24 protein-coding genes are annotated in these 25,910 nt (G+C 43.9%); 23 read left to right on the top strand and 1 reads right to left on the bottom strand.

The genetic code is table 11. The features are described from left to right. Positions 1–12: 12 nt before the first annotated feature. A complete protein-coding gene (gene flgA / locus K5R16_RS12525) occupies positions 13–726 on the bottom strand; it encodes a flagellar basal body P-ring formation chaperone FlgA (protein ID WP_220737902.1) in 714 nt (237 codons plus the stop codon). Between the two features lie 282 nt (positions 727–1,008). On the opposite strand from flgA, the gene K5R16_RS12530 reads away from it, so the two are divergent. From K5R16_RS12530 to fliE, 23 genes are all read left to right on the top strand, one after another. Continuing rightward, positions 1,009–1,929 (top strand): chemotaxis protein CheV, encoded by a 921-nt coding sequence (locus K5R16_RS12530; protein WP_220737903.1) that lies wholly within the window; start codon positions 1,009–1,011, stop codon positions 1,927–1,929. A gap of 141 nt (positions 1,930–2,070) precedes the next feature. Then, the gene (locus K5R16_RS12535; protein ID WP_220737904.1) at positions 2,071–2,904 is read left to right on the top strand and encodes a protein-glutamate O-methyltransferase CheR; all 834 of its coding nucleotides are present in this window, start codon (positions 2,071–2,073) and stop codon (positions 2,902–2,904) included. A 175-nt stretch (positions 2,905–3,079) separates the two neighbouring features. Then, positions 3,080–3,478, top strand: a complete 399-nt coding sequence (gene flgB / locus K5R16_RS12540) for a flagellar basal body rod protein FlgB (RefSeq protein ID WP_220737905.1) — start codon at positions 3,080–3,082, stop codon at positions 3,476–3,478. Between the two features lie 2 nt (positions 3,479–3,480). Beyond that, the gene (gene flgC, locus K5R16_RS12545; RefSeq protein WP_220737906.1) at positions 3,481–3,897 is read left to right on the top strand and encodes a flagellar basal body rod protein FlgC; all 417 of its coding nucleotides are present in this window, start codon (positions 3,481–3,483) and stop codon (positions 3,895–3,897) included. Between the two features lie 24 nt (positions 3,898–3,921). Further along, positions 3,922–4,725 carry a flagellar hook assembly protein FlgD gene (gene flgD, locus K5R16_RS12550; RefSeq protein WP_220737907.1) on the top strand — a complete coding sequence of 268 codons (804 nt, stop codon included), beginning with the start codon at positions 3,922–3,924 and terminating at the stop codon, positions 4,723–4,725. A 75-nt stretch (positions 4,726–4,800) separates the two neighbouring features. Further along, positions 4,801–6,162 carry a flagellar hook protein FlgE gene (flgE, locus tag K5R16_RS12555; protein ID WP_220737908.1) on the top strand — a complete coding sequence of 454 codons (1,362 nt, stop codon included), beginning with the start codon at positions 4,801–4,803 and terminating at the stop codon, positions 6,160–6,162. A gap of 196 nt (positions 6,163–6,358) precedes the next feature. Then, entirely contained in the window at positions 6,359–7,102 is a 744-nt protein-coding gene (gene flgF, locus K5R16_RS12560; protein ID WP_220737909.1) for a flagellar basal-body rod protein FlgF, read from the top strand. Positions 7,103–7,112: 10 nt separating this feature from the next. After that, positions 7,113–7,901, top strand: a complete 789-nt coding sequence (flgG, locus tag K5R16_RS12565) for a flagellar basal-body rod protein FlgG (RefSeq protein ID WP_220737910.1) — start codon at positions 7,113–7,115, stop codon at positions 7,899–7,901. A 94-nt stretch (positions 7,902–7,995) separates the two neighbouring features. Beyond that, positions 7,996–8,670, top strand: coding sequence for a flagellar basal body L-ring protein FlgH (flgH, locus tag K5R16_RS12570; RefSeq protein WP_220737911.1), 675 nt, complete (start codon positions 7,996–7,998; stop codon positions 8,668–8,670). Positions 8,671–8,781: 111 nt separating this feature from the next. Further along, positions 8,782–9,873 carry a flagellar basal body P-ring protein FlgI gene (locus tag K5R16_RS12575; RefSeq protein WP_220737963.1) on the top strand — a complete coding sequence of 364 codons (1,092 nt, stop codon included), beginning with the start codon at positions 8,782–8,784 and terminating at the stop codon, positions 9,871–9,873. A gap of 28 nt (positions 9,874–9,901) precedes the next feature. Then, positions 9,902–10,936: a flagellar assembly peptidoglycan hydrolase FlgJ gene (gene flgJ, locus K5R16_RS12580; protein WP_220737912.1), complete on the top strand. Its 1,035-nt coding sequence runs from the start codon at positions 9,902–9,904 to the stop codon at positions 10,934–10,936. 43 nt (positions 10,937–10,979) lie between these two features. Next, positions 10,980–12,902: a flagellar hook-associated protein FlgK gene (gene flgK / locus K5R16_RS12585; RefSeq protein ID WP_220737913.1), complete on the top strand. Its 1,923-nt coding sequence runs from the start codon at positions 10,980–10,982 to the stop codon at positions 12,900–12,902. Between the two features lie 33 nt (positions 12,903–12,935). Next, positions 12,936–14,138, top strand: a complete 1,203-nt coding sequence (flgL, locus tag K5R16_RS12590) for a flagellar hook-associated protein FlgL (RefSeq protein WP_220737914.1) — start codon at positions 12,936–12,938, stop codon at positions 14,136–14,138. Positions 14,139–14,473: 335 nt separating this feature from the next. Continuing rightward, positions 14,474–15,865 carry a flagellin gene (locus K5R16_RS12595; protein ID WP_220737915.1) on the top strand — a complete coding sequence of 464 codons (1,392 nt, stop codon included), beginning with the start codon at positions 14,474–14,476 and terminating at the stop codon, positions 15,863–15,865. 503 nt (positions 15,866–16,368) lie between these two features. Next, positions 16,369–17,757, top strand: coding sequence for a flagellin (locus K5R16_RS12600; protein WP_220737916.1), 1,389 nt, complete (start codon positions 16,369–16,371; stop codon positions 17,755–17,757). 248 nt (positions 17,758–18,005) lie between these two features. Continuing rightward, positions 18,006–18,458 carry a flagellar protein FlaG gene (locus tag K5R16_RS12605; RefSeq protein WP_220737917.1) on the top strand — a complete coding sequence of 151 codons (453 nt, stop codon included), beginning with the start codon at positions 18,006–18,008 and terminating at the stop codon, positions 18,456–18,458. Between the two features lie 83 nt (positions 18,459–18,541). Next, a complete protein-coding gene (fliD, locus tag K5R16_RS12610; RefSeq protein ID WP_220737918.1) occupies positions 18,542–19,906 on the top strand; it encodes a flagellar filament capping protein FliD in 1,365 nt (454 codons plus the stop codon). A gap of 200 nt (positions 19,907–20,106) precedes the next feature. Continuing rightward, complete coding sequence (locus K5R16_RS12615; protein WP_220737919.1) at positions 20,107–20,460, top strand: flagella biosynthesis chaperone for FliD, FliT; 354 nt, start codon at positions 20,107–20,109, stop codon at positions 20,458–20,460. Between the two features lie 6 nt (positions 20,461–20,466). Beyond that, positions 20,467–20,868, top strand: a complete 402-nt coding sequence (fliS, locus tag K5R16_RS12620) for a flagellar export chaperone FliS (protein WP_220737920.1) — start codon at positions 20,467–20,469, stop codon at positions 20,866–20,868. 287 nt (positions 20,869–21,155) lie between these two features. Then, on the top strand, positions 21,156–22,589 hold the full coding sequence (locus tag K5R16_RS12625) for a sigma-54-dependent Fis family transcriptional regulator (protein WP_308440822.1): 1,434 nt from the start codon (positions 21,156–21,158) through the stop codon (positions 22,587–22,589). Positions 22,590–22,816: 227 nt separating this feature from the next. Next, positions 22,817–23,896 (top strand): PAS domain-containing sensor histidine kinase, encoded by a 1,080-nt coding sequence (locus K5R16_RS12630; protein WP_220737921.1) that lies wholly within the window; start codon positions 22,817–22,819, stop codon positions 23,894–23,896. Positions 23,897–23,899: 3 nt separating this feature from the next. Beyond that, complete coding sequence (locus K5R16_RS12635) at positions 23,900–25,255, top strand: sigma-54 dependent transcriptional regulator (RefSeq protein WP_220737922.1); 1,356 nt, start codon at positions 23,900–23,902, stop codon at positions 25,253–25,255. Positions 25,256–25,553: 298 nt separating this feature from the next. Then, entirely contained in the window at positions 25,554–25,886 is a 333-nt protein-coding gene (gene fliE / locus K5R16_RS12640) for a flagellar hook-basal body complex protein FliE (protein WP_220737923.1), read from the top strand. Positions 25,887–25,910: the final 24 nt, after the last annotated feature.

Genomic DNA, 25,910 nt, shown 5'->3' on the forward strand with positions numbered 1-25,910 from the left:
TTTAGTATTATTTTACATTCTTACTTCAACTTGGCCAACAGCAGTGACTTTTGCATTCAATGTTTTTTGCGAATGAGTGTTCTTAATACGGATTTTGTCGCCCAGATTACCATCGTGTAAGGCTTCGCCAACGGTTTTAATTTCAAAGTTTTCAGAGCGAGCGAATATAGAAACTGTATCTCCCTTACAAACAATGCAAAGGTGGTTATTGAAAATGGGTTGCTGCGGCGCAACACGGCGCTTTAATCTCGCACCTACCACTTGATCTATTTGGTCAAATTGTTGACCGCGCAGTGTGGTCTGCTCTACATAATCGATTTCGACATCACTGCTTGATAGCAGGTCGCCTGGACCTAAGGTGGATTTTGCCACCACCACTGGGTAGAGAATATCGACTCTCACCGATAAAAATATTTGCCACGGGTAACTTAAATCTGGGCTGTCGCAACTGACCTTAATGGTGTTATTACGTCTAATTGCACGGTCACTGGCTATTTCAGCTTTAATCGGCAAGTAGCAGTTAGGTAAGCTGACTCGACTATCGAGACTCTGAGGGGTGATATTTATCTTAGCTTTATCAGGCGCTTCTATTTTTTCTTCAACTGCGGCTATAGCTAATCGAGAAATGGTCGATATAGAAGGTACGCTAGCAAGTTGATCTGTATTTGCAATAGCGGCGATGGGTACAAATAATACGGTTAAAAAGAGCCAAAAAATTATTTTCATAATGAATACACCAGCTTGATTCGCTAGAATGCACCTAAGTCGTGTTATTTTAGAATTTCTGTAGCGAACTCATTAAATCGTCGGGTGTCATAAAGTTGACTAAAATCGCAACGCTAAAATCAGATTGTACAAACTAAGCAAGTAGCATGCCTAAATGTAGGTGTTAATTATATTGATCAGTATCGGCAGCAACGATGCGCTAAATCAACGTAATAAGTGGTCACTCAACTAAATTGAATCTTTTAGATTTAATCGATAAAAATAAGTACAAGGCAAATTTTCATGTCGAACATTCTTGAATCAGTAAATAAGCGAACGCAATTGGTTGGACAGAACCGACTAGAGTTATTGTTATTTAAACTTAATGGACGTCAACGGTTCGGCATTAACGTATTTAAGGTAAAAGAGGTGTTGCAATGCCCTCCATTAACCAGCTTACCTAGGCTCAATTCAAACGTACGTGGCATTGCTCATGTTCGCGGAATGACAATTTCAGTGATCGATTTAAGTGCTGCCACAGGTGGTCGCCCAATTGAGAACATTGAGAACTGTTTTATTATCATCTCTGAGTACAACCGCAGTGTGCAAGGCTTCTTGGTCAGTTCTGTTGAGCGTATTATCAATATGAACTGGGAAGCCATCATGCCGCCACCTCAAGGCGCTGGCCGCGGCTCTTACTTAACGGCCGTTACCGAGATAGAAAACGAACTGGTAGAGATTTTAGACGTTGAAAAAATCTTAGATGAGATCTCGCCCGTTAACACTAATATCAGTAAAGAGCTTGATGAAAAACTGACTATTGATAGAGATCTGCACCATCACATCATGGTGATAGATGATTCATCGGTGGCACGTAAACAGATTATTCGTGCGTTGAGCTCGCTCGATCTACAAATCGACACCGCAAAAGATGGTAAAGAGGCGTTAGACAAGTTACGGGTGATGGCCGCTGAGTTGGATGATGTCTCTACAGAGATCCCGTTGATCATTTCAGATATTGAAATGCCAGAAATGGATGGCTATACCTTAACCGCAGAAATACGTGATGATCCTAAATTGAGAAACATCAAAGTTGTGTTACATACTTCGCTCAGCGGCGTATTCAACCAAGCTATGGTTCAGAAAGTAGGCGCTAATGATTTTATCGCGAAATTTAATCCAGATGAGCTAGCAGCGGCTGTAAACAAGCACTTAAGCTTATAATCCGCGATCTTACAACGTATCGTAGGCCCAAGGGAGCCAACTCCTGCTTGTGTTTCCTTGGGGGCTAATGTATAAACCTGCGATTGTTGTTAAGCTGCAGCTACTGCGTGGCTTTGTTTTATAGATATTTAGGATACTAGAGTGCCGAATAAATCACTTGCTGAAAACGAGTACCATCAATTCAGGCTATTTCTAGAGCAGCATAGCGGTATTGTGCTAGGTGAAAACAAGCAATACCTAGTGCGCAGCCGATTGGCGCCGCTGATGGGCAAGTATAATCTTCCTTCTTTGTCGGATGTGGTAAAACATTCGATGAAACCGACTGAGCGCCAACTTCGCACCGAAGTGATTGATGCCATGACCACCAATGAAACCTTATGGTTTCGCGACCGTTACCCTTTTGAGCTGCTGGCCAATACTTTATTGCCAAATTACAGCCGACTGGGTAGACCGATTAAAATTTGGTCGGCGGCATGTTCCTCGGGGCAAGAGCCGTACTCGTTAAGCATGACCATTCTTGAGCACCAGCAACGTCGTCCCGGTAAATTACCGAGTGGGGCAAGCATTCTGGCGACAGATCTGTCTCCTTCAATGCTAGAACGCTGTAAAAAAGCAGAGTATGACAATTTAGCGTTAGGGCGTGGCTTGTCAGATGAAAGGAAACGTCAGTTTTTTGATACTTTGCCTTCAGGCAACATGGTGATTAAGAATAATGTCAAGCAGTTGGTGAACTTCAGAGCACATAACTTACTTGAGAATTATACTTTACTCGGCAAGTTTGACATTATTTTTTGCCGTAACGTATTGATCTATTTTTCGCCAGAGGCAAAGCGGAAAATACTGCGGCAATTTGCTGCCGCATTAAACCCAAATGGTATTCTATTTCTAGGTGCCTCGGAGTCTATTGCTGGGTTATCTGAAGAGTTTGACATGATCCGTTGCAACCCAGGGATCTATTACCAAAAGCGCAGTTAAGCTGTTGCACTCAGGGTGTTTCAACGGCGTTTAACGCAATTTTGACACCCTCTTATCTTGTAAAACCTTCCTTTTGACATCGCTGCATCCTAGATATACCTCTATTTTTACTTGTTTTAACTAATCTGGCACACCAATTGCTTTATTTCAGATACCGAGCTGAGGAGGCAATTTTATGGCGATTAGTTTTGATAAAGCATTAGGAGTTCATCAATACACATTGGGCGTGCGTTCCCAACGTGCTGAAGTCCTATCTTCAAATATTGCCAATGCCGACACACCAAACTACAAAGCACGTGATGTGGATTTTGCCAAAGCAATGAATTCAGCGCAGTCACGACAGTCGGGCTTAGCAATGGCTAAGAGCGACGGTAAGCATTTTGATTTGGCAGCATTAACTCAGCAAAATGTGTCTTACCGTGTGCCTAATCAACCCGATACTGGTGATGGCAACACAGTTGATATTCAAGAGGAACAGTCTGCGTTTATGCAAAATGCGCTTGAATATCAAATGTCTCTCGGTTTTCTAGACGGTAAGTTCTCAGGCATGAAAAAAGCGATTAGAGGCGATTAATTATGAGTTTATTTAATATCTTTAACGTCGCAGGTTCAGGCATGTCTGCGCAATCGGTCAGACTCAATACCACGGCCAGTAATATTGCTAACGCCGATGCTGTATCAAGCAGTGTGGGTGAAACCTACCGTGCACGTCATCCTATTTTCGAAGCTGAAATGAGCAAGGCGCAACAGCATCAAAGCGCGTCACAATCTGTGGCTGTCAAAGGTATTGTTGAAAGTGACTTACCTTTGAATAAAGAATTTTCGCCAGGTCATCCAATGGCAGACACTGATGGCTTTATCTATAAGCCCAATGTCAATGTGATGGAGGAGATGGCCAATATGATCTCTGCCTCTCGCTCATATCAGATGAATGTACAAGTGACTGAAGCGGCAAAATCAATGCTTCAACAAACTCTTAGAATTGGCAAGTAACTCAGTGAAAGCTGGAGGTAAATTTTGAGCCTGATTAATCCGCTCAATAACACGCAATCGGCAACGGGTCAGCCACAACAGGCTGGAGCTGTTACGCCGCAAGCATCGCAGGCGACGACCCAAAGTAGCGCGTCGACAGAGCAGACATCTACGACGGGTAATCCTTTCTTAGATAGCCTTCGATTGCCGGCAGAGAACTCAATACCTGAGCCTAATAGTCAGGAGCTATCTCAAGAAGATTTCTTCTCGTTATTGAGTCAACAGTTGTCGATGCAAGATCCCTTTAAACCGGTTGATAATGACCAGATGATCCAGCAGATGGCATCGTTTTCAACCGTTGACGGCATCAGCAAGCTTAACGAGGAGATTGTTAATCTCAATGCGTTAACGACCTCAAGCCAAGCGCTACAGGCTTCGGGATTAGTGGGTCAAAAAGTGTTAATTCCATCGGATACTGGTTATGTATCAGCTGATGAACCCAATATAAAAGCTATTGTCAGCACACCTGAATCGATTAAGGACTTAACGGTTCGCGTCGAAGATGAATCGGGTCAACTTATTTCAACCTTTGCCGTTGACGGCAGTGCCGGCGGCAACGTCGACATTACCTGGGATGGTATGGGTAAAAATGGCGAACCGGTTGCTGAAGGTAGTTATACCCTTAAAGTGACCGGCAACGTTGACGGTAAAAGTGAAGAGTTACCCGTTTCAACTTACGCTCACGTGACCAGCGTATCATTAGGTACAGCGGCAACCGGCGCAATTTTGAATTTGCGTGGTGTGGGTGGCATTAAGATTAGTGATGTATTAGCGGTATCAGAATCGTAAACGCCCGACAGATATTAATAAGAGAGGCGGGTATAGCCGCTCTTAAAACGAATTGAACAAGGATTGAGGTGAACTATGTCATTTAACATTGCTTTGAGCGGTATATCGTCTGCGCAAAAAGATCTAAATACAACAGCAAACAATATCGCTAACGTAAACACTACCGGTTTTAAAGAGTCTCGCGCTGAATTTGCGGATGTTTATGCCAGCTCTATTTTTGCGAACAGCAAAACAACCGTTGGTGGCGGTGTTGCAACCAGTCAAGTGGCGCAGCAGTTCCATCAAGGGAGTTTGCAGTTCACCAATAACTCGCTTGATATGGCGATTAACGGTGGCGGATTCTTCGTGACTTCGTCAGAAGTGGGTTCACAAGACCACTCATTTACCCGTGCCGGCGCATTCAAATTTGACTCGAACAATTATATGGTCGACTCAGCAGGTAATTTCCTGCAAACCTTCCCAGTTGATAAAGATGGCAATTCAACCTCTGTCAGTTTAACAACGACTCAACCAGTACAAATTCCAGATACTGCCGGTAGCCCTGTAAAAACCGATAATATCGGCATGCAGATGAACTTAAATGCGGGTGATAAAACCTTTGACCCTGCAAACTTTGATCCTGATGACCCAGATACATTCAATAACTCAACATCAGTAACCATGTATGACTCATTAGGTGAGCCGCATGTGATGACGACTTACTTTGTTCGCCCTCCTAATGCAGCGCATACTGGCGAGAGTAACTGGGTTGCGTTTTATGCAGTTGATGGTAAAAAAGTCAATGTCGACCCTGCGGCTGGAACCTATGATGTTGATACTAGCGGTGATGGCCTTGTCGATGGCAACAAAAGTGCTGAAACGGCAGGTGGCTGGAAAGGCGCGGCTATTTCATTTAATGATACAGGCGCTTACACAAGTAGTAATCCAGCGACAATTCAAACTGAAGCGCTTGGTGTTGGCGGCGCAAATGTGCTCGGCCCAGGCGCTGATGGCTCGCAAACACTCAATCTAACTTTTAATAATCCAACTCAGTATGCTTCACCATTTGAAGTGACTGAACTGACTCAAGACGGTACGACTGTTGGGCGATTAACGAACGTTGAAGTGGGCGCAGATGGCCTGATTAACGCAAGCTACAGTAATGGTTCAACAGTACCACTAGCTCGTGTAGCATTGGTCCGTTTTGCAAATGAACAAGGTTTATCACAAGCAGGCAACACCTCTTGGAAAGCAAGCCTTGATTCTGGTCCTGCATTAGCAGGTGAAGCTAACAGTGGTACCTTTGGTAGTATTCGTTCATCGGCACTTGAACAATCAAACGTGGACTTAACCACTGAACTTGTTGATTTGATCTCGGCGCAACGTAACTTCCAAGCTAACTCTCGTACACTGGAAGTCAATAATACGTTGCAACAAACCGTCTTACAGATCCGCTAATCAATAAAGCCTCTATCCCGGTTTTTAACTGCGATAAAGTAAAACACGTTGCCGCAGCGGCAACGTGTTTCCTCTCTCTCCTCATCATTGACCGCCATATTCGTAAGCCTTTCTATTTATACTCAATTTATAAATTCAATTTCTGGCACGATGCTTGCTAATTAATACGTTAGACGGAAGTTTGACGGAGCGTTACGTGGACAAGTTACTCTATGTCGCTATGAGCGGCGCGAAACAGAATATGAATTCGTTGGCTATTAGTGCCAACAATTTGGCAAATGCTAACACTGATGGTTTTAAATCTGATCTCGCTCAAGCGCGTTCAATGCAAGCCTTTGGTGAGGGCCTGCCAACACGTGTGTTCGCTATGACAGAGAGTCCGTCAGCAGATTTTGCTAATGGCCCAATCAAGACCACTGGCCGAGATCTGGATATTGCCGTTAAAGGTGATGGCTGGATTGCGGTTCAAGCTGATGATGGCGGCGAAGCTTATACACGTTCTGGTAGCTTGAGTTTCGATACCACTGGTGTACTCCGTAACGATAAAGGCACACCGTTAATGGGTGACAACGGACCTATCGTGTTACCCCTTCCAATCGAAAAAATTGAAATATCTCAAGATGGCATCGTCTCTGTTCGTCCAACAGGGGCAACCGCTGAGGTCATTGAAGAGGTTGGCCGCATTAAATTGGTCAATCCAGGTAATGAAAATCTAATGCGCGGCAAAGATGGATTGTTCCGTCAGATGTCGGGTGAACCTGCTGTAGCCGATCTTTCCGTTGGCTTACTGAGTGGCGCAGTTGAAGGCAGCAACGTCAATGCTGTACACGAGATGGTATCGATGATTGACATTCAACGTCAGTTTGAGATGCAAGTCAAAATGATGAAAACAGCTGAAGAAATTGATAAAGCTTCCGCTTCATTAATGCGCATTAGCTAGGAGATAGAATATGCATCCCGCTTTATGGATAAGTAAGACAGGTTTAGACGCACAGCAGACTGATATTTCTGTTATTTCAAATAACGTTGCTAACGCCAGTACTGTTGGCTTTAAAAAGAGCCGTGCAGTATTTGAAGATCTCCTGTATCAAAACGTTAACCAAGCGGGTGGGGTGAGTGCATCAAATACCAAGCTGCCAAACGGTTTGAATATTGGTGCGGGTACCCAAGTGGTAGCAACGCAAAAAGTCTTTACTCAAGGCAACATGCTAACTACTGACAATTCGCTTGATTTGATGGTTGAAGGTCCAGGCTTTTTTGAAGTTCAAATGCCAGATGGCACCGCAGCATATACTCGTACTGGTCAGTTTAGTCTCGATGATACTGGCCAAATAGTCACTCCTGGTTCGGGGTACGTGGTGCAACCAGCCATTACTATCCCAGATGACGCCTCTAGTATTACGGTGTCGGCAGAGGGGGAAGTCTCGGTAAAGACACCGGGCAATGCTGAGAACCAAGTGGTTGGACAGCTAGCGATGTCAGACTTTATTAACCCTGCTGGTCTGGATCCAATGGGGCAAAACCTCTACATGGAAACCGGTGCAAGTGGCACGCCTATTCAAGGTACTGCCTCACTTGACGGCATGGGCGCAATTCGCCAAGGGGCGCTTGAAACCTCAAACGTGAATGTTACCGAAGAGCTGGTCAATCTTATTGAGAGCCAGCGTATTTACGAGATGAACTCCAAGGTTATCTCGGCAGTCGATCAAATGCTGTCGTACGTGAATCAGAATTTATAGGCCTAAGGCTAATTGAGTGGCACAGCAACTCGCTCGTTAGGTTTTTTTCAAGGGTTTTGGCATTCGATTTGCCCGTAATATTAAGAGAGTTTTTATGAGTCGTTACTGGATTTTACTCGTTATAGCCGCGCTATCAGGTTGTAGTTCAACCAATGAAAAGCCGATTGCAGACGATCCTTATTATGCGCCTGTTTACCCTGAAGCGCCGCCTACGAAAATTGCCGCTACTGGGTCAATGTATCAAGACAGCCAAGCCTCTAGCCTTTATTCAGATATTAAGGCATTGAAAGTTGGCGATATTATTACCGTAATGCTAATGGAATCGACTCAAGCTAAAAAGAGCGCCAATAACGAGATTAAAAAAGGCACTGACCTGTCACTTGACCCCATTTATGCTGGTGGTGGAAATGTCACTATTGGTGGCAACCCTATCGACCTGCGTTACAAAGACAGCATGAACACCAAGCGCGAGTCTGATGCCGACCAAAGCAATAGCTTGTCGGGCAGTATCTCTGCCAACGTGATGCAGGTGCTCAATAATGGCAACTTGGTTATTCGCGGCGAGAAATGGATAAGTATCAACAACGGTGACGAATTTGTGCGTATTACCGGTATTGTGCGAGCTCAAGATATTCGCCCAGATAACACCATTGACTCTCCTCGTGTTGCTAATGCACGTATTCAATATAGTGGCACTGGAACCTTTGCAGAGGTTCAAAAAGTCGGTTGGCTAAGCTCATTCTTTATGGGTAGTTGGTGGCCGTTTTAGATTTTCTAACAATAAGTATTAACGTACTGCGCGGACTGTAGTACTTCACCGCCGAGTAGGGCAGCTGTTGAGCAATTTTAAGCGAGTTAACTGAGCTAAGGACTTTTCATGATGAAACTTAAACTGGCATTACTGTGTGCAATTTTAGTGATTGCATCACCGGTACATGCACAGCGCATCAAGGACATTGCCAATGTTCAAGGGGTGCGAAGTAACCAGTTGATAGGTTATGGCTTAGTGGTTGGTTTACCCGGAACAGGTGAAAAAACCCGTTATACCGAACAAACCTTCAAAACGATGCTGAAGAACTTTGGCATTAACTTGCCTGATAATTTCAGACCTAAAATTAAGAATGTCGCGGTAGTAGCGGTTAGTGCCAATATGCCACCGTTTATTAAACCCGGTCAAACACTAGATGTTTCGGTTTCAAGTTTGGGTGAAGCTAAGAGCTTACGCGGCGGTATGTTGCTACAAACGTTTCTGAAAGGTGTTGACGGTAACGTCTATGCGATTGCTCAGGGCAGCATGGTGGTGAGTGGTTTCAGTGCTGAGGGGCAAGATGGCTCTAAAGTGATTCAAAATACACCTACAGTTGGCCGTATTCCAAACGGTGCCATTATCGAGCGTACGGTAGCCACACCATTTTCAACCGGTGATTACCTTACCTTCAACTTACGCCGGGCAGACTTTTCAACGGCAAAAAGATTATCTGATGCTATCAATGACCTATTAGGTCCTGGGATGGCGCGGCCACTCGATGCCGCATCTGTACAAGTAAGCGCACCGCGCGACGTGTCTCAGCGAGTGTCTTTCCTTGCAACACTGGAAAATATCGAAGTGGAACCAGCTTCGGAGTCGGCAAAGGTGATTGTTAATTCACGCACTGGCACCATTGTTGTTGGCCAAAACGTCAAATTACTGCCAGCAGCCGTGACTCATGGTGGTCTAACTGTGACGATTGCAGAAGCCACGCAGGTTTCGCAGCCAAATCCGTTTGCAGGTGGTCAAACCGTCGTCACAACCGACAGTACTATCGATGTTTCTGAAGATGATAGCCGCATGTTTATGTTTAACCCTGGTACAACGCTAGACGAGCTAGTACGGGCAGTTAACCTAGTGGGTGCTGCGCCATCAGATGTGTTAGCAATACTGGAAGCGTTAAAGATGGCAGGGGCTTTGCATGGAGAACTGATAATAATCTAAAAATTGTCGGTTTGAGTGGGAAGTAGTCATGGATAAGCTGTCGAATGCATCGCAATTTTTGGATCTGGGAGGGTTGGACTCACTCAGATCCAAAGCCCGGAATGGCGAAAATAGTGCGCTAAAAGAAGTAGCACAACAGTTCGAAGGTATTTTTGTACAGATGCTGATGACTAGTATGCGCGATGCCAATGCGGTGTTTGAATCCGACAGCCCAATGAACAGCCAATACACCAAGTTTTACGAGCAGATGCACGATCAACAGATGTCGCTCAATCTGTCTGGTGAAGGCATGCTGGGTTTAGCTGATTTAATGGTGCAACAACTCGACCCTGCTAACAGTCCTATGACGCCAGCGTCCGTATTAAGAGGCGACAGCAACAGCTCAGCAAAATCGAATGCTTTCACGCTTGATAATCCACATGCGATGCAAATGCCAAACACTCGCACTGTTACTGCAGTACCTGTTGATTCATCGGCAAATGCAACGATAGCACCGCAAACCTTAGACTCTCTATTAAGTGGCAAGGTATTGCCGTCGGCGGCATTAACTGCTGATAAATCACAAGCTGATTTTACTAGCCAAGATGAATTCGTAAGTCGGCTTTATCCTCATGCAGAGAAAGCTGCCAAAGAGCTCGGTACAACACCAGAGGTGCTAATTGCTCAATCAGCATTGGAAACCGGTTGGGGCCAGAAGATGGTGAAAGGCGCGGGCGGTCAACAAAGCAATAATCTATTCAATATTAAGGCTGATAACCGCTGGCAAGGTGATAAAGCACAAGTTAGCACCCTTGAGTATGAGCAGGGAGTGGCGGTCAAGCAAAAAGCAGATTTTCGCGTTTATGAGGATATCGGCCAGAGCTTTAATGACTTTGTATCGTTTGTTTCTAACAGCGAGCGCTACCAAGATGCGATGAAAAAGGCGGCCAATCCAGGCGCGTTTGTACAGTCGCTGCAAGATGCGGGTTACGCAACCGACCCAAAATATGCCGATAAAGTCATGCAGGTCATGAAAACAATCACACGAGATTTTAATGATGTTTTACAAGGGGTGAAGCAATGATTAATCAATTCGCAGAGCCGTTTGTAATGGGGAGTTGTCACTAATGTCAATGGACTTGCTTAGTATTGCTCGCACCGGAGTGCTAGCGTCACAATCGCAACTGGCGATTACCAGTAATAATATTGCCAATGCCAATACTGAAGGCTACAACCGCCAGGTAGTTTCACAATCGAGTTTAGAATCTCAGCGATTGGGAAATAGCTTTTTTGGAGCAGGGACTTATGTCTCTGACGTTAAGCGAGTCTATAACGATTATGCGACACGAGAACTGCGTATTGGTACGACAGCGGCGAGCGAAGCACAGACTAGCTACAGTAAAATGTCAGAACTCGACCAGCTTTTCTCACAAATAGGCAAGGCTGTGCCTGCATCACTTAACGATTTTTTCTCAGGTATTAATAGCCTATCTGATATTCCTGATGATCTAGGTCTGCGTGATTCACTGCTGACCAATGCCAACCAATTGGCGAACAATGTCAACCAAATGCAGCAGCATCTAGATGGTCAGATGAATCAAACCAACGACCAAATCTCAGCTGTCACCGACCGTATTAATGAGATCAGTAATGAACTTGGCAATATCAACCGTGAGCTAATGAAGTCTCAAGGGCAAGATATGCAGCTACTGGATAAGCAAGATGCGCTGATCCTTGAGCTGAGCGAATATGCTGAGGTTAATGTGGTACCACTGGAGTCTGGATCCAAAAGTGTTATGTTGGGCGGCTCAATCATGCTGGTCTCTGGTGAAGTGTCAATGCAAGTTGGTACAAAACCCGGCGACCCACATGCAAACGAGTTACAGATAACCGCATCATCTGGAAGTAAAAGCTTAGTGGTTGATGGGTCAAAAATTGGTGGTCAGCTCGGCGCTCTGGTTAACTATCGAGATGATACTCTGATGCCAGCACAGCTTGAGCTTGGTCAGTTTGCTTTAGGCGTTGCCGATGCATTTAACCAAGCGCAATCTCAAGGTTTTGATCTTAACGGTCAAGTGGGAAGCAATATCTTCACCGATATTAATGATCCATCAATGCAGTTAGGCAGAGTCGGGGCATTATCAACTAATACCGGCAATGCAAACCTAGCCGTCAATATCGATGATGTTGGTTCGCTAACAGGTAATAGTTATGAGCTTAGTTTTACCGCGCCATCAACTTATGCGCTTAAAGATGCACAAAGTGGCAACGTTACACCATTAATACTCAATGGCTCTACGCTGGAAGGTGCAAACGGCTTTAGCATTGATATTACAGGCGGCGCGATGCTCTCGGGTGACAAGTTTGAGATCCGCCCAACATCAAGTGCTGCAACGGCATTATCCGTTACCATGACTGATGGCAAAGGCATTGCCGCTGCAGCACCAAAAATTACCGCGGACGAGGCAAACTCGGGTAATACCAGTATCAATCTTGTCAGCATCGACAATCGTAATGCTGCAGGCTTTCCAACGACAGGTTCTGAGCTAACTTTCGAAATTGACCCATCGGCCGTGCCCCCTACTTTTGAAGTGTTCGACGCTCAAGGCACATCTTTAGGCCCTGCAGCGCCATATACGCCACCAAGCATAACCGCTAACGGTTTCACTTTTGAAGTTGATTCCACCGCAACCACCAAAGAACAGTTTACTTTTGACCTGTCATTTGCCGAAGGTGACAACAGCAACTTAGTGAATATGGCGAAGCTAAACGAAAGTAAAATCATGAATGGTGGTAGCACAACTCTGACTGACGTATTTGAAAATACCAAACTCGATATTGGCGGCAAAACAAAGTCTGCTGAAATTGCAGTGGGCTCAGCAGGTGCTATTTACAATCAGGCTTATACCCGAGTGCAAAGTGTATCTGGGGTTAACCTAGATGAAGAAGCGGCAAATTTGATGCGCTTTCAACAATCTTATCAAGCGTCGGCGCGGATCATGACCACCGCGACGGAAATTTTTAATACCTTATTTAGCTCACTACGCTAATTCGGCATTAAAGAGTAGAGAAAGGAAAACTGCATGAGAATCTCAACGGCGCAAATGTTTAACCAAACCACGACTAACGTGATGAAAAGCCAGTCAGCGACTAGCAAAATCCTGGAGCAGTTAGCCACCGGGAAAAAGGTCAACACAGCAGGTGATGATCCCGTTGCTGCTATCGGCATTGATAACCTTAAACAACAAGGCGCTGTGGTCGATCAGTTTTTAAAGAACATTGATTACGCTTCAAATCGCTTAGCGGTAAGCGAAAGTAAAATTGGCAATGCTGAAAATGTTGTAGAGAGCATGCGTGAACAGATGCTGCGTTCAGTAAACGGCACACTCACTGATGCCGATCGGCAAACAATTGCCGATGAGATGCGCGGCAGCTTAGAAGAACTGCTGTCCATTGCCAATAGTAAGGATGAGTCAGGTAATAGTTTATTTGCAGGATTTAAAACCAATTCAGAGCCTTTTGCTTTTAATAACAGCGGCAAGATAGATTACAGCGGTGATTCTGGGGTTAGAGATTCCGTGGTGGCATCGGGCGTAACGGTCGGCAGTAATTTGCCAGGTGATAGTGTGTTTATTAATGCCGCCAATGCCATTGGTGACTACAGCGTCAATTATTCGTCAACCCAACAAGGTAGCTTTAGCGTCGAAAGCGCAAAGATAACGGATCTCACTTTACCTGTTGCGGGCAACTATACCTTTGACTTTGTTGATAATGGGGCGGGAGGGCTTGATGTCAATGTGACAGATTCTGCCGGCACGGTAACCACAATTCCAAATTTTGATGCGACTCAACCTCTAACGGTCGATGGCATTGAGCTGCAGCTGAAAGGTACACCTGAAGTGGGTGATACTTTTGAGTTAGCTCCTGAGCAAAATTCAAACATATTCGATACCTTAAATAGCGCGATAGCACTGCTTGAAGACGGTGGTAAATTGAATTCTCCGCAAGGTCAAGCAGAAATGGCACAGTTATTGAATAACGTAAGTAGCGGTCAAGAGCAGATGGCAACCAGCCGCAGTGTGGCAGGTAATAGTTTAAAGAGTCTAGAAAACTATACCAGCACGCATAAAGAGGAACAGTTGGTCAACCAGTCTGCACTGTCACTGCTCGAAGATTTAGATTACGCCGAAGCGATAACTGAATTTGAAAAGCAGCAGATGTCGCTTAATGCGGTATCTAGCGTATTTAGTAAGGTTGGCTCTATGTCGCTTTTTGACTATTTATAAGAGCTCGCTGTTTATCACGCACTAAGTGATACGGCTTGTAAGTAATAGGTAAACAAAATATTGAATATTTTTGATTTGGTTTAAATGTTGGCACAAAAAAAGCATTAATAAACCTGAGATATTTAGATACAGCTAATAAGATAAAAAATTGACAGTTAAGTGTTTGTTAATATTCGTTAAAGTATAAAGTTGACTACACGGTAGACGAGTCAAATAAAAAACACTTTACCGTAATCCGCGGTAAAAGTGATACAGATTCAGTTTGATAATTGAAATATTAACAATTTTAGCCAAGTAACCAACCTTGGCAAACCAACTAAGAAGAGGATTACACCATGGCTATTAGCGTTAATACTAATGTCACATCAATGAAAGCCCAGACGAACATGAACAAGGCAAGTTCAAGTCAACAAACCTCTATGGAGCGTTTGTCTTCTGGTTTGCGCATTAACAGCGCTAAAGACGATGCTGCGGGCTTGCAAATCTCTAATCGTATGACTAGCCAAATCAATGGTATCGGTGTCGCCATGCGTAACGCTAATGACGGTATCTCTATTGCGCAAACTGCTGAAGGCGCGATGCAAGAGTCGACCAACATCTTGCAGCGTATGCGTGATTTATCACTGCAATCAGCTAACGGTTCTAACTCTGCAGAAGATCGCAGTGCGATGCAAAAAGAGATTTCTTCTCTTCAAACTGAATTAACCCGTATTGCTGACACCACGTCTTTTGGTGGCCAAAAACTACTCGATGGTAGCTACGGCACGCAGAAGTTTCAAGTTGGCTCAGATGCTAACCAAACGATTTCAGTTTCATTGACTGATGTTGCAGCTAATAAAATTGGTAATAATGCAGTATCGGGTGTAGGTACTAAATTTGGTGTAGAAGCTGCATCAGCATTAACACCAGGAACTACAGGTGACACTCTAGATGTTAATGGTAAATCGGTAACTGTTACTGCCGGTGATGGAGCGGCTACGGTTGCTAAGAACATCAATGCGTCTGGTGCGGGTGTTAAAGCTGAAGCAAGTGTTACAACGACAATATCAGCAATGAGTTCAACAGATGTAGGTAAACTCTCAGTTGTTGCAGAGGATGGTAAAAGGGATAGTTACGATTTAGCTGACTACAAAGGTGATTCAGAAAAACTGGCTGCTGATTTAGGCAAAGCGGGTTACGATGTTAGCCATGATACAGATACTGGTGAAATTAGTATAACTGCCAAAAATGTTAATGGTATTGAAATTATAGCAACTGCAGGTACCGCGAAATTAGGTGGTGGAACCGCAGCTGCCAGCCAGAGCAAAGCTGCAGAACTGAGTTTATCTTCATCTGATGACTTTACAGTGACTGGTACTCATGTTGATGAGATTTTAAAAAGTGCGTCTGCAACGACAGTGAGTTCATCACTTAATGCCGTAAGTGGCATAGATGTTGGCACTTCAGAAGGTGCTCAAAATGCGCTAGCCGTAATTGATGCCGCAATTGCGGGTATCGATGGTGAACGTGCAGATTTAGGTGCGGTACAAAACCGTATGAGTTTTACCATCAACAACTTGAGTAACGTACAAACTAACGTGTCGGATGCTCGTAGTCGTATTCAAGATGTAGATTTTGCAAAAGAAACTGCTGAGCTAACTAAGCAGCAAATTCTATCGCAAACCTCTTCAGCCATGCTTGCACAGGCCAACCAATTGCCACAAGCGGCGCTTTCATTACTGGGTTAAGATAAGCGGTTGGTAGCTTAGAGTGGCTACAGCGTGTTTAAATTGAGATTATATAGAGCTTCGGTAGTAATATCGAAGCTTTTTTATTTTGTATAAGCCTTACTTTGATTGTTAATGTTCTCGAACTGCCAGTGCCTCTTAACAGTTTCTTTTTCCTATCGCTTCTAACTCTTTAATATATGAGTCATCGTTGGCAATCTTTGTCACACTTTTCAAATACGGCTCAGGCCGACAGGCGCTTTTCTAGGTTTAACCTATTGAGTTTGTTTTGGTTGTTTTCGTATTTCGAGCATATCTAGTTAATAAAAGAGGGGGGTTAAGTTGTTGATTTTTAATGGCTTAAAATTTATTTTGCGAAATCACAAAATAAATACTAAAGCTTAAAAATAACGTGCCGTTACATATACTGTAACCAACATGATTCGCCTGGCTTTAGAAAGACAGGCACTAATATAAGTACTGTTAATTAGTACAGTCTAAAGCAAGGTAAGAGGGAATTAATAATGGCTATTTCAGTAAATACGAACGTCACCTCAATGAAAGCGCAGAATAATTTAAACAGCGCTACGAGCAATCAGAAGACGTCGATGGAGCGTTTAGCATCTGGTCTACGTATTAATAGTGCAAAAGATGATGCAGCGGGTCTACAAATTTCTAACCGTATGACGAGCCAGATCAACGGTATTGGTGTTGCAATGCGTAACGCCAATGATGGTATATCAATCGCGCAAACCGCTGAAGGTGCGATGCAAGAGTCGACCAACATCTTGCAGCGTATGCGTGATTTATCACTGCAATCAGCTAACGGTTCTAACTCTGCAGAAGACCGCAGTGCGATGCAAAAAGAGATTTCTTCTCTTCAAACTGAATTAACCCGTATTGCTGACACCACGTCTTTTGGTGGCCAAAAACTACTCGATGGTAGCTACGGCACGCAGAAGTTTCAAGTTGGCTCAGATGCTAACCAAACGATTTCAGTTTCATTGACTGATGTTGCAGCTAATAAAATTGGTAATAATGCAGTATCGGGTGTAGGTACTAAATTTGGTGTAGAAGCTGCATCAGCATTAACACCAGGAACTACAGGTGACACTCTAGATGTTAATGGTAAATCGGTAACTGTTACTGCCGGTGATGGAGCGGCTACGGTTGCTAAGAACATCAATGCGTCTGGTGCGGGTGTTAAAGCTGAAGCAAGTGTTACAACGACAATATCAGCAATGAGTTCAACAGATGTAGGTAAACTCTCAGTTGTTGCAGAGGATGGTAAAAGGGATAGTTACGATTTAGCTGACTACAAAGGTGATTCAGAAAAACTGGCTGCTGATTTAGGCAAAGCGGGTTACGATGTTAGCCATGATACAGATACTGGTGAAATTAGTATAACTGCCAAAAATGTTAATGGTATTGAAATTATAGCAACTGCAGGTACCGCGAAATTAGGTGGTGGAACCGCAGCTGCCAGCCAGAGCAAAGCTGCAGAACTGAGTTTATCTTCATCTGATGACTTTACAGTGACTGGTACTCATGTTGATGAGATTTTAAAAAGTGCGTCTGCAACGACAGTGAGTTCATCACTTAATGCGATTAGCAGTGTTGATATTGGTACTGCTGATGGCGCTCAAAATGCGCTAGCCGTAATTGATGCCGCAATTGCGGGTATCGATGGCGACCGCGCAGATTTAGGTGCGGTGCAAAACCGTATGAATTTTACCATCAACAACTTAAGCAATGTACAGTCTAACGTGTCTGATGCTCGTGGTCGTATTCAAGATGTCGATTTTGCAAAAGAAACCGCTGAGCTAACTAAGCAGCAAATTCTGTCGCAAACGTCTTCGGCTATGCTTGCACAAGCTAACCAGTTGCCACAAGCTGCATTGTCACTACTGTAAGCTTTAACAGCGACGAAGTAAGGTTTGGCCTTATGTTGATAAAAAGAGCTGATATCATTTAGCTTTTTGATAAAAGGGAGAGCCGGTAACGGCTCTCCCTTTGTTGTTTTTATTTGTTAATGCCAGTTTGGGTCAAAGTATTCCTGAATATTTTGTTAAAGTTTATTGGCTTTAGCTAGAGCTTTAGCATTATTTAATCGTAATAATAGCAGTACTATTAATAGATAATAAAAACAGGAGTGGTGATAATGGAACTTAATGTAACCAGCAACTCTGTTACTCCGGTAGGGATAGATACGCCAAAGGTGCAGAGCCTTAATGTAAATGAAAAGTTAGAAGAGAATAATGTGTTAGCTAGCACTGAAACCGTTAATAAACTGCAAGATGGCAGTACGGTTAATGTGCAGCAGCAATCAATAGAAGAACAAGTTAAAGAACAGTTGCAAGAGGAAAAGGAAGCTAGAACGCCAGAGGAGATGGAGGAGGTAACGGCAAAACTCTCTGATATGATGGCGATGCTCCGTAAAGGGCTTACTTTTAAAGTTGATGATTCACTGGGTACTCAGGTGGTGAGCGTGTTAGATATTGACACTGGTGAACTCATTAGGCAGATTCCCAACGAAGAAGCGTTAGAGTTGGCCATTAAATTGCATGAGAAAATGGCAGAGATGGATGGCCTATTGATGTCTACTGAAGTATAAGCTGGCATTTTGTGGTAAAAGTAAGTTTTGTTGATTCAGGTCTGCAGTATTGGTTTTTTTAGCATTGAAGTATTGAGGTTATTATGGGTTTAACATCCGTTGGTATCGGTTCTGGAATAGACATTAATGGCATTGTATCAGCGCTCGTGAAAGCTGAAAGTGCACCTAAGGTCGCTAAGTTTGATGCCGATGAAGGTAAGCTTAACGCTGAAATTTCAGCAATGGGTGCACTTAAAAGTGCATTAACTGAATTTCAAGATAGCCTTGAAAAACTTACTGACCCCGAGACATTTATTGCCCGTAAAACCAAGCTTTCTGATGGCAATTATATTGGTGCTAGCGCAGATGAAAATGCGGTGGCAGGTAGTTATAAAATTGAAGTTGAACAGTTAGCCGAGAGTCAAAAACTTGGCTCTGTAGCTGTTACAGATGCTACTGCAGCGCTTGGAGAGGGCTCGTTAACTTTTGCTGTGGATGGTGAAGAATTCAGTGTGGCAGTTGAAGCGGGTGATAGCCTTGAATCCGTGATGCAAAAAATAAATGACGCAGAAGATAACGTTGGCGTGACTGCGACCATAATTAATGGTGATAACGGCCCACAGTTGGTGATGACATCGGATAAAACTGGTACTGACAAACAGATAACGGTGACCGCAACCGATACCGATGGCGGAACAGGGATCACGGATACCTTCACAATGACTGAACTGAGTGCAGCTAAAGATGCCGTGCTCTACGTCGACGGTCTTAAAGTGACTTCAAACAGTAATAGTGTTGAAAACGTGATAACCGGGGTTAGTTTAACCTTAACTGATGCCGACATGAGTAAAAGCACTACGCTCACAGTGTCTTCTGATAGCAGTAAAGTTAAAAGTAGTGTAGAAGGATTTGTTGAGTCTTATAACGCGTTGATGTCGACCATGTCAGAAATGTCTGGTTATGATGCTGATACCAAGAAAGCGGGTATTTTGCAGGGCGATTCAATGATCCGCAGTATTCAAAGCCAACTTCGTGGAGTGTTATCTAGTCGCTATGATACTGAAGATGGTAACACTATGCTGGCCAATATTGGGGTTAAAACTACTCAACAAGGGACGTTAGAAATTGATGGCAAAATTCTCAATAACGCCCTTGAAAACGATATGACGCAAATCAAAGATATGTTTAGCACTGAGGATACAGGTCTTGCTGCAAGACTTGATGGTTTAGTGGGAACATATGTCCAAACAGGCGGAACAATAGATAGCCGAGATGAAACCTTAGATAATCAGATTACACGTATTACAGACAGTAGAACCTCATTAACTCAGAAAATGGCCTCGTTCGAAGCTAGGCTATTAAAACAATTTAACGCGATGGATTTAGTCGTTGCGAAAATGAATGCACAAGCTACTGACTTAACTAAGCGGTTAGCCTCACTGCCAGGTGTGGTTCCACAAAAAAAATAGCAGTGAGTTAACAGTTATCGGATGATTTAATTGTTGCCATTTATGCAAACCAATAATATGTCTTAACAGAAGTGGCAAAAGCGCACGTGGCCGGTTGCTTATTAGATGAAAGTGGTTCGCCATACTCAAGAATGTGCCCAAACTCGAATCCAGCATTAAAGCCAGTCGTCATGACGAGAAATGATTGAAGTGAATACCCTATGAATACACCTCTTATCCCCACAACTGATATTGTTGAGCAGCTAGCGACAGTTGATTGTGCAATGACAGACTTGCTCGATAGCCTAGAAAAAATTCAATTTGAAGAAGACGAAACTGACACTCTGGTACTTAAATTGCAAGACGTGATTAGTGCGCGTCAAATTTTGATTGGTCAGCTAGTGACCGATAATCAATTTGAAGATCGAATCTACCTGCAAGCACAGGCAGATAAGACAACAGAATTTGAACATCGAGCCAAAAAAGTATTAGCTGATCGCGAAGCCTTATTACGCGGAATACGTAAAGGGAAACGCCAAACTAATTTATATAAAACAATAGATTCAAATAGGTAGGTATTTATGAGAGGTTCGCTTCAATCATATCGTAAAGTTTCTCTTGATAGCAGTATTGCTGTTGCATCACCCCATAAAGTGATTCAAATGATGTTCTCTGGTGCCTTGGAGCGTTTAGCACAAGGGCGTTATGCCATTGAACAGAATAACCTTGAACTTAAAGGTGTGAGTTTAGGCAAAGCTGTAAGCATTGTTGCTGGACTCAATAGCAGTCTTAACATGGATGCAGAAGGGGATGTAGCGAGTAATTTGAGTTCACTGTATGACTTTATGCTGCAAAAAATCTCTGATGCAAACATTAATAATGATGTTCAAGCAATTGATGACGCAACAGATATTTTACGTGTTATCAAAGAAGCTTGGGATGCTATCCCAACTGAACTTCATGAGTTATCGTCTGAAAGCTAATCAGAGTGCCTCTGTTAAAGAGGCTAGAAAAGGAGTGTAAGTGCACTCCTTTTTGGCACCCGTCAAAAACTTGTCATCATAAAATTAGTGGTTGATGAGTTTTTAAGCAAAAACGTTTTGGTTTCTCATAATATTCATCAGAGGCTTGCTAATGGCGAGCCGATAATACACTATTCAATCTGGTAGTGAATTTGATAAGATTTCTTTGAGAGAAGCTACTGGCTTGAAATAAGCAACCAACACTAATAATTAATGCGCTGATACATATAAGCCTAACGGCCTTCGGAATGATGCAAACAGATCAACGAATTCTACTTGTCGGTAACCAGTCAGAGCGAATTAATCGCTTGTCTTGTGTATTTGAATTTTTAGGTGAGCAAGTCGAGTTGATCGGTTTCGATAAACTTGAATTGCATACTAAGCAAACGCGTTTTCGTGCGATTGTTTTACCTGCTGAAAATCAATCTAAAGAACTTATCCAGTCTTTGGCTGGAGCGCTTCCATGGCAGCCATTTTTGCTGTTAGGAGAAGTTGCAGACCTTAAAGCGTCTAATATTCTTGGCTGTATCGAAGAACCACTTAATTATCCGCAACTCACTGAGTTGCTTCACTTCTGCCAGGTTTATGGCCAAGTGAAGCGAGCAGATGTGCCTACGAGTGCCAATCAAACGAAACTGTTTCGCAGTCTTGTGGGGCGCAGTGAGGGCGTAGCCAACGTGCGTCACCTCATTAGCCAGGTTGCCAGCTCCGATGCCACAGTGCTAGTACTGGGTCAATCAGGCACTGGCAAGGAAGTTGTTGCCCGTAATATCCACTATATTTCAGAGCGTCGTGACGGCCCGTTTATTCCGGTTAACTGTGGTGCAATTCCGCCAGAGTTACTTGAGAGTGAACTATTTGGCCATGAAAAAGGCTCTTTCACTGGCGCGATTAGTGCCCGTAAAGGTCGCTTCGAACTCGCTGAAAAAGGCACGCTGTTTCTTGATGAAATTGGTGATATGCCACTGCAAATGCAGGTTAAGCTTTTGCGCGTGCTACAAGAGCGTATGTTTGAACGTGTAGGTGGTAGCAAATCTATTGCTGCAGACGTTCGCGTGGTTGCAGCAACCCATCGCAATCTTGAAAACATGATCGAAGAGGGCGAATTTAGAGAAGACCTCTACTACCGTCTGAACGTATTCCCAATTGAAATGCCTGCTTTGTGTGAACGCAAAGAAGATATTCCATTGCTGCTGCAAGAACTTGTTAGCCGTGTCTATAACGAAGGGCGTGGACGTGTTCGCTTTACTCAAAGAGCGATAGAGTCGCTTAAAGAGCATGCTTGGTCTGGTAATGTTCGGGAGTTATCTAATCTAGTCGAACGTTTAACGATTTTGTATCCAGGTGGCTTGGTAGATGTTAACGATTTACCGATTAAATATCGCCATATTGATGTACCTGAATATTGCGTTGAGATCAGTGAAGAGCAATTAGAGCGTGATGCACTAGCTTCTATCTTTAATGATGAAGAACCGATTGATATCCCTGAGTCTCGCTTCCCGAGTGAACTACCACCTGAAGGTGTTAATTTAAAAGATCTGCTCGCAGAACTTGAAATTGACATGATTAGGCAAGCATTAGACCAGCAAGACAGCGTTGTTGCTCGTGCTGCTGAAATGCTCGGTATACGCCGTACTACTTTGGTTGAGAAGATGCGTAAGTATGGTTTAGGAAAAGATTAATTTTAAACTAATCGATACTTTATAGAAGCTGCTACACCTTAGGTGTTGCAGCTTTTTTTGTTTTAAAGTTCGAACGGTTCAAGCTCAAACGATACTAAGCAGAAAAGGCTCGAGTATTGAATTTTAAAACGCGCTCGATTTTGTTGTTCTAGATTTCCTGTCTTTCCTGCTTATTGGCACAAAACCTGCTTTAACTCCGCTATATACAGTTTTTTGACGGAGTCTTTATGTCCGCAGTTCCCCAGCCAAATTTTGATCCGCTTACTAGCAATCGCCCGCAACTGGTCGATGTTCAGCAAGCCGCTAATATGTCCAATCGTATGGAGCATATTCTGCAGGCGATGCCGTCAGGTGTGGTGATCATTAATGGCGACGGAATTGTGACAGATGCGAATCCAGTTGCAATTGAACTGCTTGGTGGACCGTTAGAGGGACTGCGCTGGTTTAAAGTGATCAACCAAGCTTTCTCACCGAAAGATGATGATGGCCATGAAGTGTCACTGCGTAATGGTCGGCGGGTAAAGCTTGCGATAACGCCGCTAACGCCTGAGCCTGGTCAGCTGATTGTATTAACCGATCTGACAGAGACTCGTTTACTGCAAAAAAACTTGTCTCATCTGCAGCGGTTATCAGCATTAGGCAAAATGGTGGCAACACTTGCTCACCAAGTCCGTACGCCTCTGAGCGCCGCATTATTGTATGCATCAAACCTTGCAAGCCCGAAGATTTCAGATAGCGCCAGACAACGTTTTCAAGGCAAGTTAGTTGATAGGCTTAATGAGCTCGAACACCAAGTTAATGACATGCTGTTGATGGCAAAAGGCCGTCAACAGGAGTTAGACGTCATCGTCAGTATCGAAGAGGTTATCGACAGTGTGTTGAATAACTGTCTGCCAATCGCAGCTCAAAAAGGCTGTCAGCTCGAATTTATTAACCATGCCACTCAGCCTATACGTGCCAATGATTCAGCTTTAAGTTCGGCCATCAACAACTTGGTCGTTAACAGTATCGAGGCGGGCGCAACAACAATTACTATAAAGACCTACGACACCGAAACCGCGTTGCATGTTGATGTGATTGATAACGGCAAGGGATTAGATAGCGACATGCAGCAACAAGTGCTTGAACCTTTCTTTACTACTAAAGCGCAGGGAACGGGGCTCGGATTAGCGGTTGTGCAGTCAGTGGTTAATAACCATGGCGGCATGATGCAGTTTAGCTGCCATGTTGGTAAAGGCTGCACCGCTGCGCTTAAATTCCCACTGGCGAAACCACAAGTTATCACTGATACAGTGGTTGGAGCGTAGAGCATGTCTGAAGGAAGATTACTGTTAGTTGAAGATGATGCCTCATTAAGAGAGGCATTGTTAGATACCTTAATGTTGGCACAATATGATTGCGTTGATGTCGAGTCGGCTGAAGCGGGTATTTTAGCGCTTAAAAATGACCGCTTTGACATGGTGATAAGCGATGTCCAAATGGAGGGGATTGGTGGCCTTGGGCTACTCAATTACCTGCAGCAGCACCATCCTAAAGTACCAATGTTATTGATGACGGCTTACGCGACCATCGATAACGCCGTCAATGCTATGAAATTGGGCGCTGTAGATTATTTAGCTAAACCATTTTCGCCAGAAGTACTGCTTAATCAAGTATCGCGTTATCTACCTGCAAAATCTATTGAAGGCAGTCCTGTGGTTGCCGATGAAAAGAGCCTAGCACTGTTATCTTTAGCGCAGCGAGTTGCGGTATCTGATGCGTCGGTGATGATCATGGGACCAAGTGGTAGTGGTAAAGAGGTATTAGCGCGCTATATACACCAACACAGCCAGCGTGCGACAGAGCCATTTGTAGCAATTAACTGTGCGGCAATTCCAGAAAATATGCTGGAAGCGACTTTGTTTGGCTACGAGAAAGGGGCGTTTACTGGCGCATATCAAGCTTGCCCCGGAAAGTTTGAGCAAGCACAAGGCGGTACGTTACTGCTGGATGAAATTTCTGAGATGGAAGTGGGTCTGCAAGCTAAGTTATTGCGCGTGCTTCAAGAGCGTGAAGTTGAGCGTTTAGGCGGGCGAAAAACCATTAAATTGAATGTGCGGGTACTAGCAACCTCTAACCGAGATCTAAAAGCGTTGGCTGAGGCTGGCGAATTTAGAGAAGATCTTTACTATCGAATTAATGTCTTTCCGCTCACATGGCCTGCACTGAATCAGCGTCCAGCTGATATTTTACCTTTGGCAAGACACTTAATTAGTCGCCATGCAACGGCGATGAACAAAACGGAAGTCCCTGAATTGGCAGAATGTGCCTCACGCCGACTATTGACACACCGCTGGCCTGGTAACGTACGAGAACTTGATAATGTCGTGCAGCGAGCGCTTATTTTGAGTGTAGGGAATGCAATCACCATTGCTGACATTATTATCGATTCTTGCGATATCTCCTTAACTGCGGAGGTTAACTCGGTAGAAGAGGAGACTAAGAGCAATGAGCTTGACGGCTTAGGAAATGAACTTAAAGCGCAAGAACATGTGATCATTTTAGAGACTCTGAGCCAGTGCAACGGCAGTCGTAAAGAGGTTGCTGAAAAACTGGGGATCAGCGCGCGTACTTTACGCTATAAAATGGCAAAAATGCGTGACTCTGGGATTGAAATTCCGGCTTAAGCGCTGACAAGGACGCATTGGCTAGCTAATACGCAGTCTGCTATTTGAGTGTTCTCAGTCTTGTTAGCAAAGAGCAGTAACAGTAAAAGTGTCAGATTTTTACTGTTGCTTTCTCCATAATGAGTCGCTGCTGTAAACGTAGGTCGGCATTTATGCCGTCGCTTTGCTTTGCCGTTATGGCCTGAAGCTAAATCCACTACTTCAAACCTTATTAATACCTTTCTATAAACTGGCACGATTTCTGCTTTATCTAGTTCAATTAAGATTTTCGTCAAGAAAACGACATTGGGAGATAGTTATGCAAATCGGCGCTAATTCTTTACTGCAAGAGATGCAGTCACTTAACGGTCAAATCGGTACTCAAGGCACTCAAACAAGTGTTGCCCGCCAAGTGAACAACACTTCAGGCGCTGATTTTGGTCAACTTCTCTCTCAAGCTGTTGGAAATGTGAGCGAACTTCAGTCAAATGCATCTAATTTGGCCACTCGCCTTGATATGGGCGATACCACAGTGACATTATCTGATACGGTTATCGCGCGTGAAAAATCGAGCGTTGCTTTTGAAGCAACCGTGCAAGTAAGAAATAAGCTCGTAGAAGCTTATAAAGACATTATGAGTATGCCTGTTTAGGCCCTAACAGCAGGTAGCAATTGT

It is taken from the genome of Shewanella sp. c952 (assembly GCF_019654975.1).
In the GTDB taxonomy this organism is placed as follows: Bacteria; Pseudomonadota; Gammaproteobacteria; order Enterobacterales; family Shewanellaceae; genus Shewanella.

Bases quoted from the DNA above. Each gene is read 5' to 3' on its own strand.
- flgL (WP_220737914.1), top strand. From the start codon at position 12,936: ATGAGAATCTCAACGGCGCAAATGTTTAACCAAACCACGACTAACGTG.
- fliD (WP_220737918.1), top strand. From the start codon at position 18,542: ATGGGTTTAACATCCGTTGGTATCGGTTCTGGAATAGACATTAATGGC.
- flgA (WP_220737902.1), bottom strand. From the start codon at position 726: ATGAAAATAATTTTTTGGCTCTTTTTAACCGTATTATTTGTACCCATC.
- K5R16_RS12575 (WP_220737963.1), top strand. From the start codon at position 8,782: ATGAAACTTAAACTGGCATTACTGTGTGCAATTTTAGTGATTGCATCA.
- K5R16_RS12615 (WP_220737919.1), top strand. From the start codon at position 20,107: ATGAATACACCTCTTATCCCCACAACTGATATTGTTGAGCAGCTAGCG.
- K5R16_RS12630 (WP_220737921.1), top strand. From the start codon at position 22,817: ATGTCCGCAGTTCCCCAGCCAAATTTTGATCCGCTTACTAGCAATCGC.
- flgG (WP_220737910.1), top strand. From the start codon at position 7,113: ATGCATCCCGCTTTATGGATAAGTAAGACAGGTTTAGACGCACAGCAG.
- flgK (WP_220737913.1), top strand. From the start codon at position 10,980: ATGTCAATGGACTTGCTTAGTATTGCTCGCACCGGAGTGCTAGCGTCA.
- fliE (WP_220737923.1), top strand. From the start codon at position 25,554: ATGCAAATCGGCGCTAATTCTTTACTGCAAGAGATGCAGTCACTTAAC.
- K5R16_RS12635 (WP_220737922.1), top strand. From the start codon at position 23,900: ATGTCTGAAGGAAGATTACTGTTAGTTGAAGATGATGCCTCATTAAGA.
- flgC (WP_220737906.1), top strand. From the start codon at position 3,481: ATGAGTTTATTTAATATCTTTAACGTCGCAGGTTCAGGCATGTCTGCG.
- flgH (WP_220737911.1), top strand. From the start codon at position 7,996: ATGAGTCGTTACTGGATTTTACTCGTTATAGCCGCGCTATCAGGTTGT.
- K5R16_RS12595 (WP_220737915.1), top strand. From the start codon at position 14,474: ATGGCTATTAGCGTTAATACTAATGTCACATCAATGAAAGCCCAGACG.
- flgJ (WP_220737912.1), top strand. From the start codon at position 9,902: ATGGATAAGCTGTCGAATGCATCGCAATTTTTGGATCTGGGAGGGTTG.
- flgB (WP_220737905.1), top strand. From the start codon at position 3,080: ATGGCGATTAGTTTTGATAAAGCATTAGGAGTTCATCAATACACATTG.
- K5R16_RS12605 (WP_220737917.1), top strand. From the start codon at position 18,006: ATGGAACTTAATGTAACCAGCAACTCTGTTACTCCGGTAGGGATAGAT.
- K5R16_RS12625 (WP_308440822.1), top strand. From the start codon at position 21,156: ATGATGCAAACAGATCAACGAATTCTACTTGTCGGTAACCAGTCAGAG.
- K5R16_RS12530 (WP_220737903.1), top strand. From the start codon at position 1,009: ATGTCGAACATTCTTGAATCAGTAAATAAGCGAACGCAATTGGTTGGA.
- K5R16_RS12600 (WP_220737916.1), top strand. From the start codon at position 16,369: ATGGCTATTTCAGTAAATACGAACGTCACCTCAATGAAAGCGCAGAAT.
- flgE (WP_220737908.1), top strand. From the start codon at position 4,801: ATGTCATTTAACATTGCTTTGAGCGGTATATCGTCTGCGCAAAAAGAT.
- fliS (WP_220737920.1), top strand. From the start codon at position 20,467: ATGAGAGGTTCGCTTCAATCATATCGTAAAGTTTCTCTTGATAGCAGT.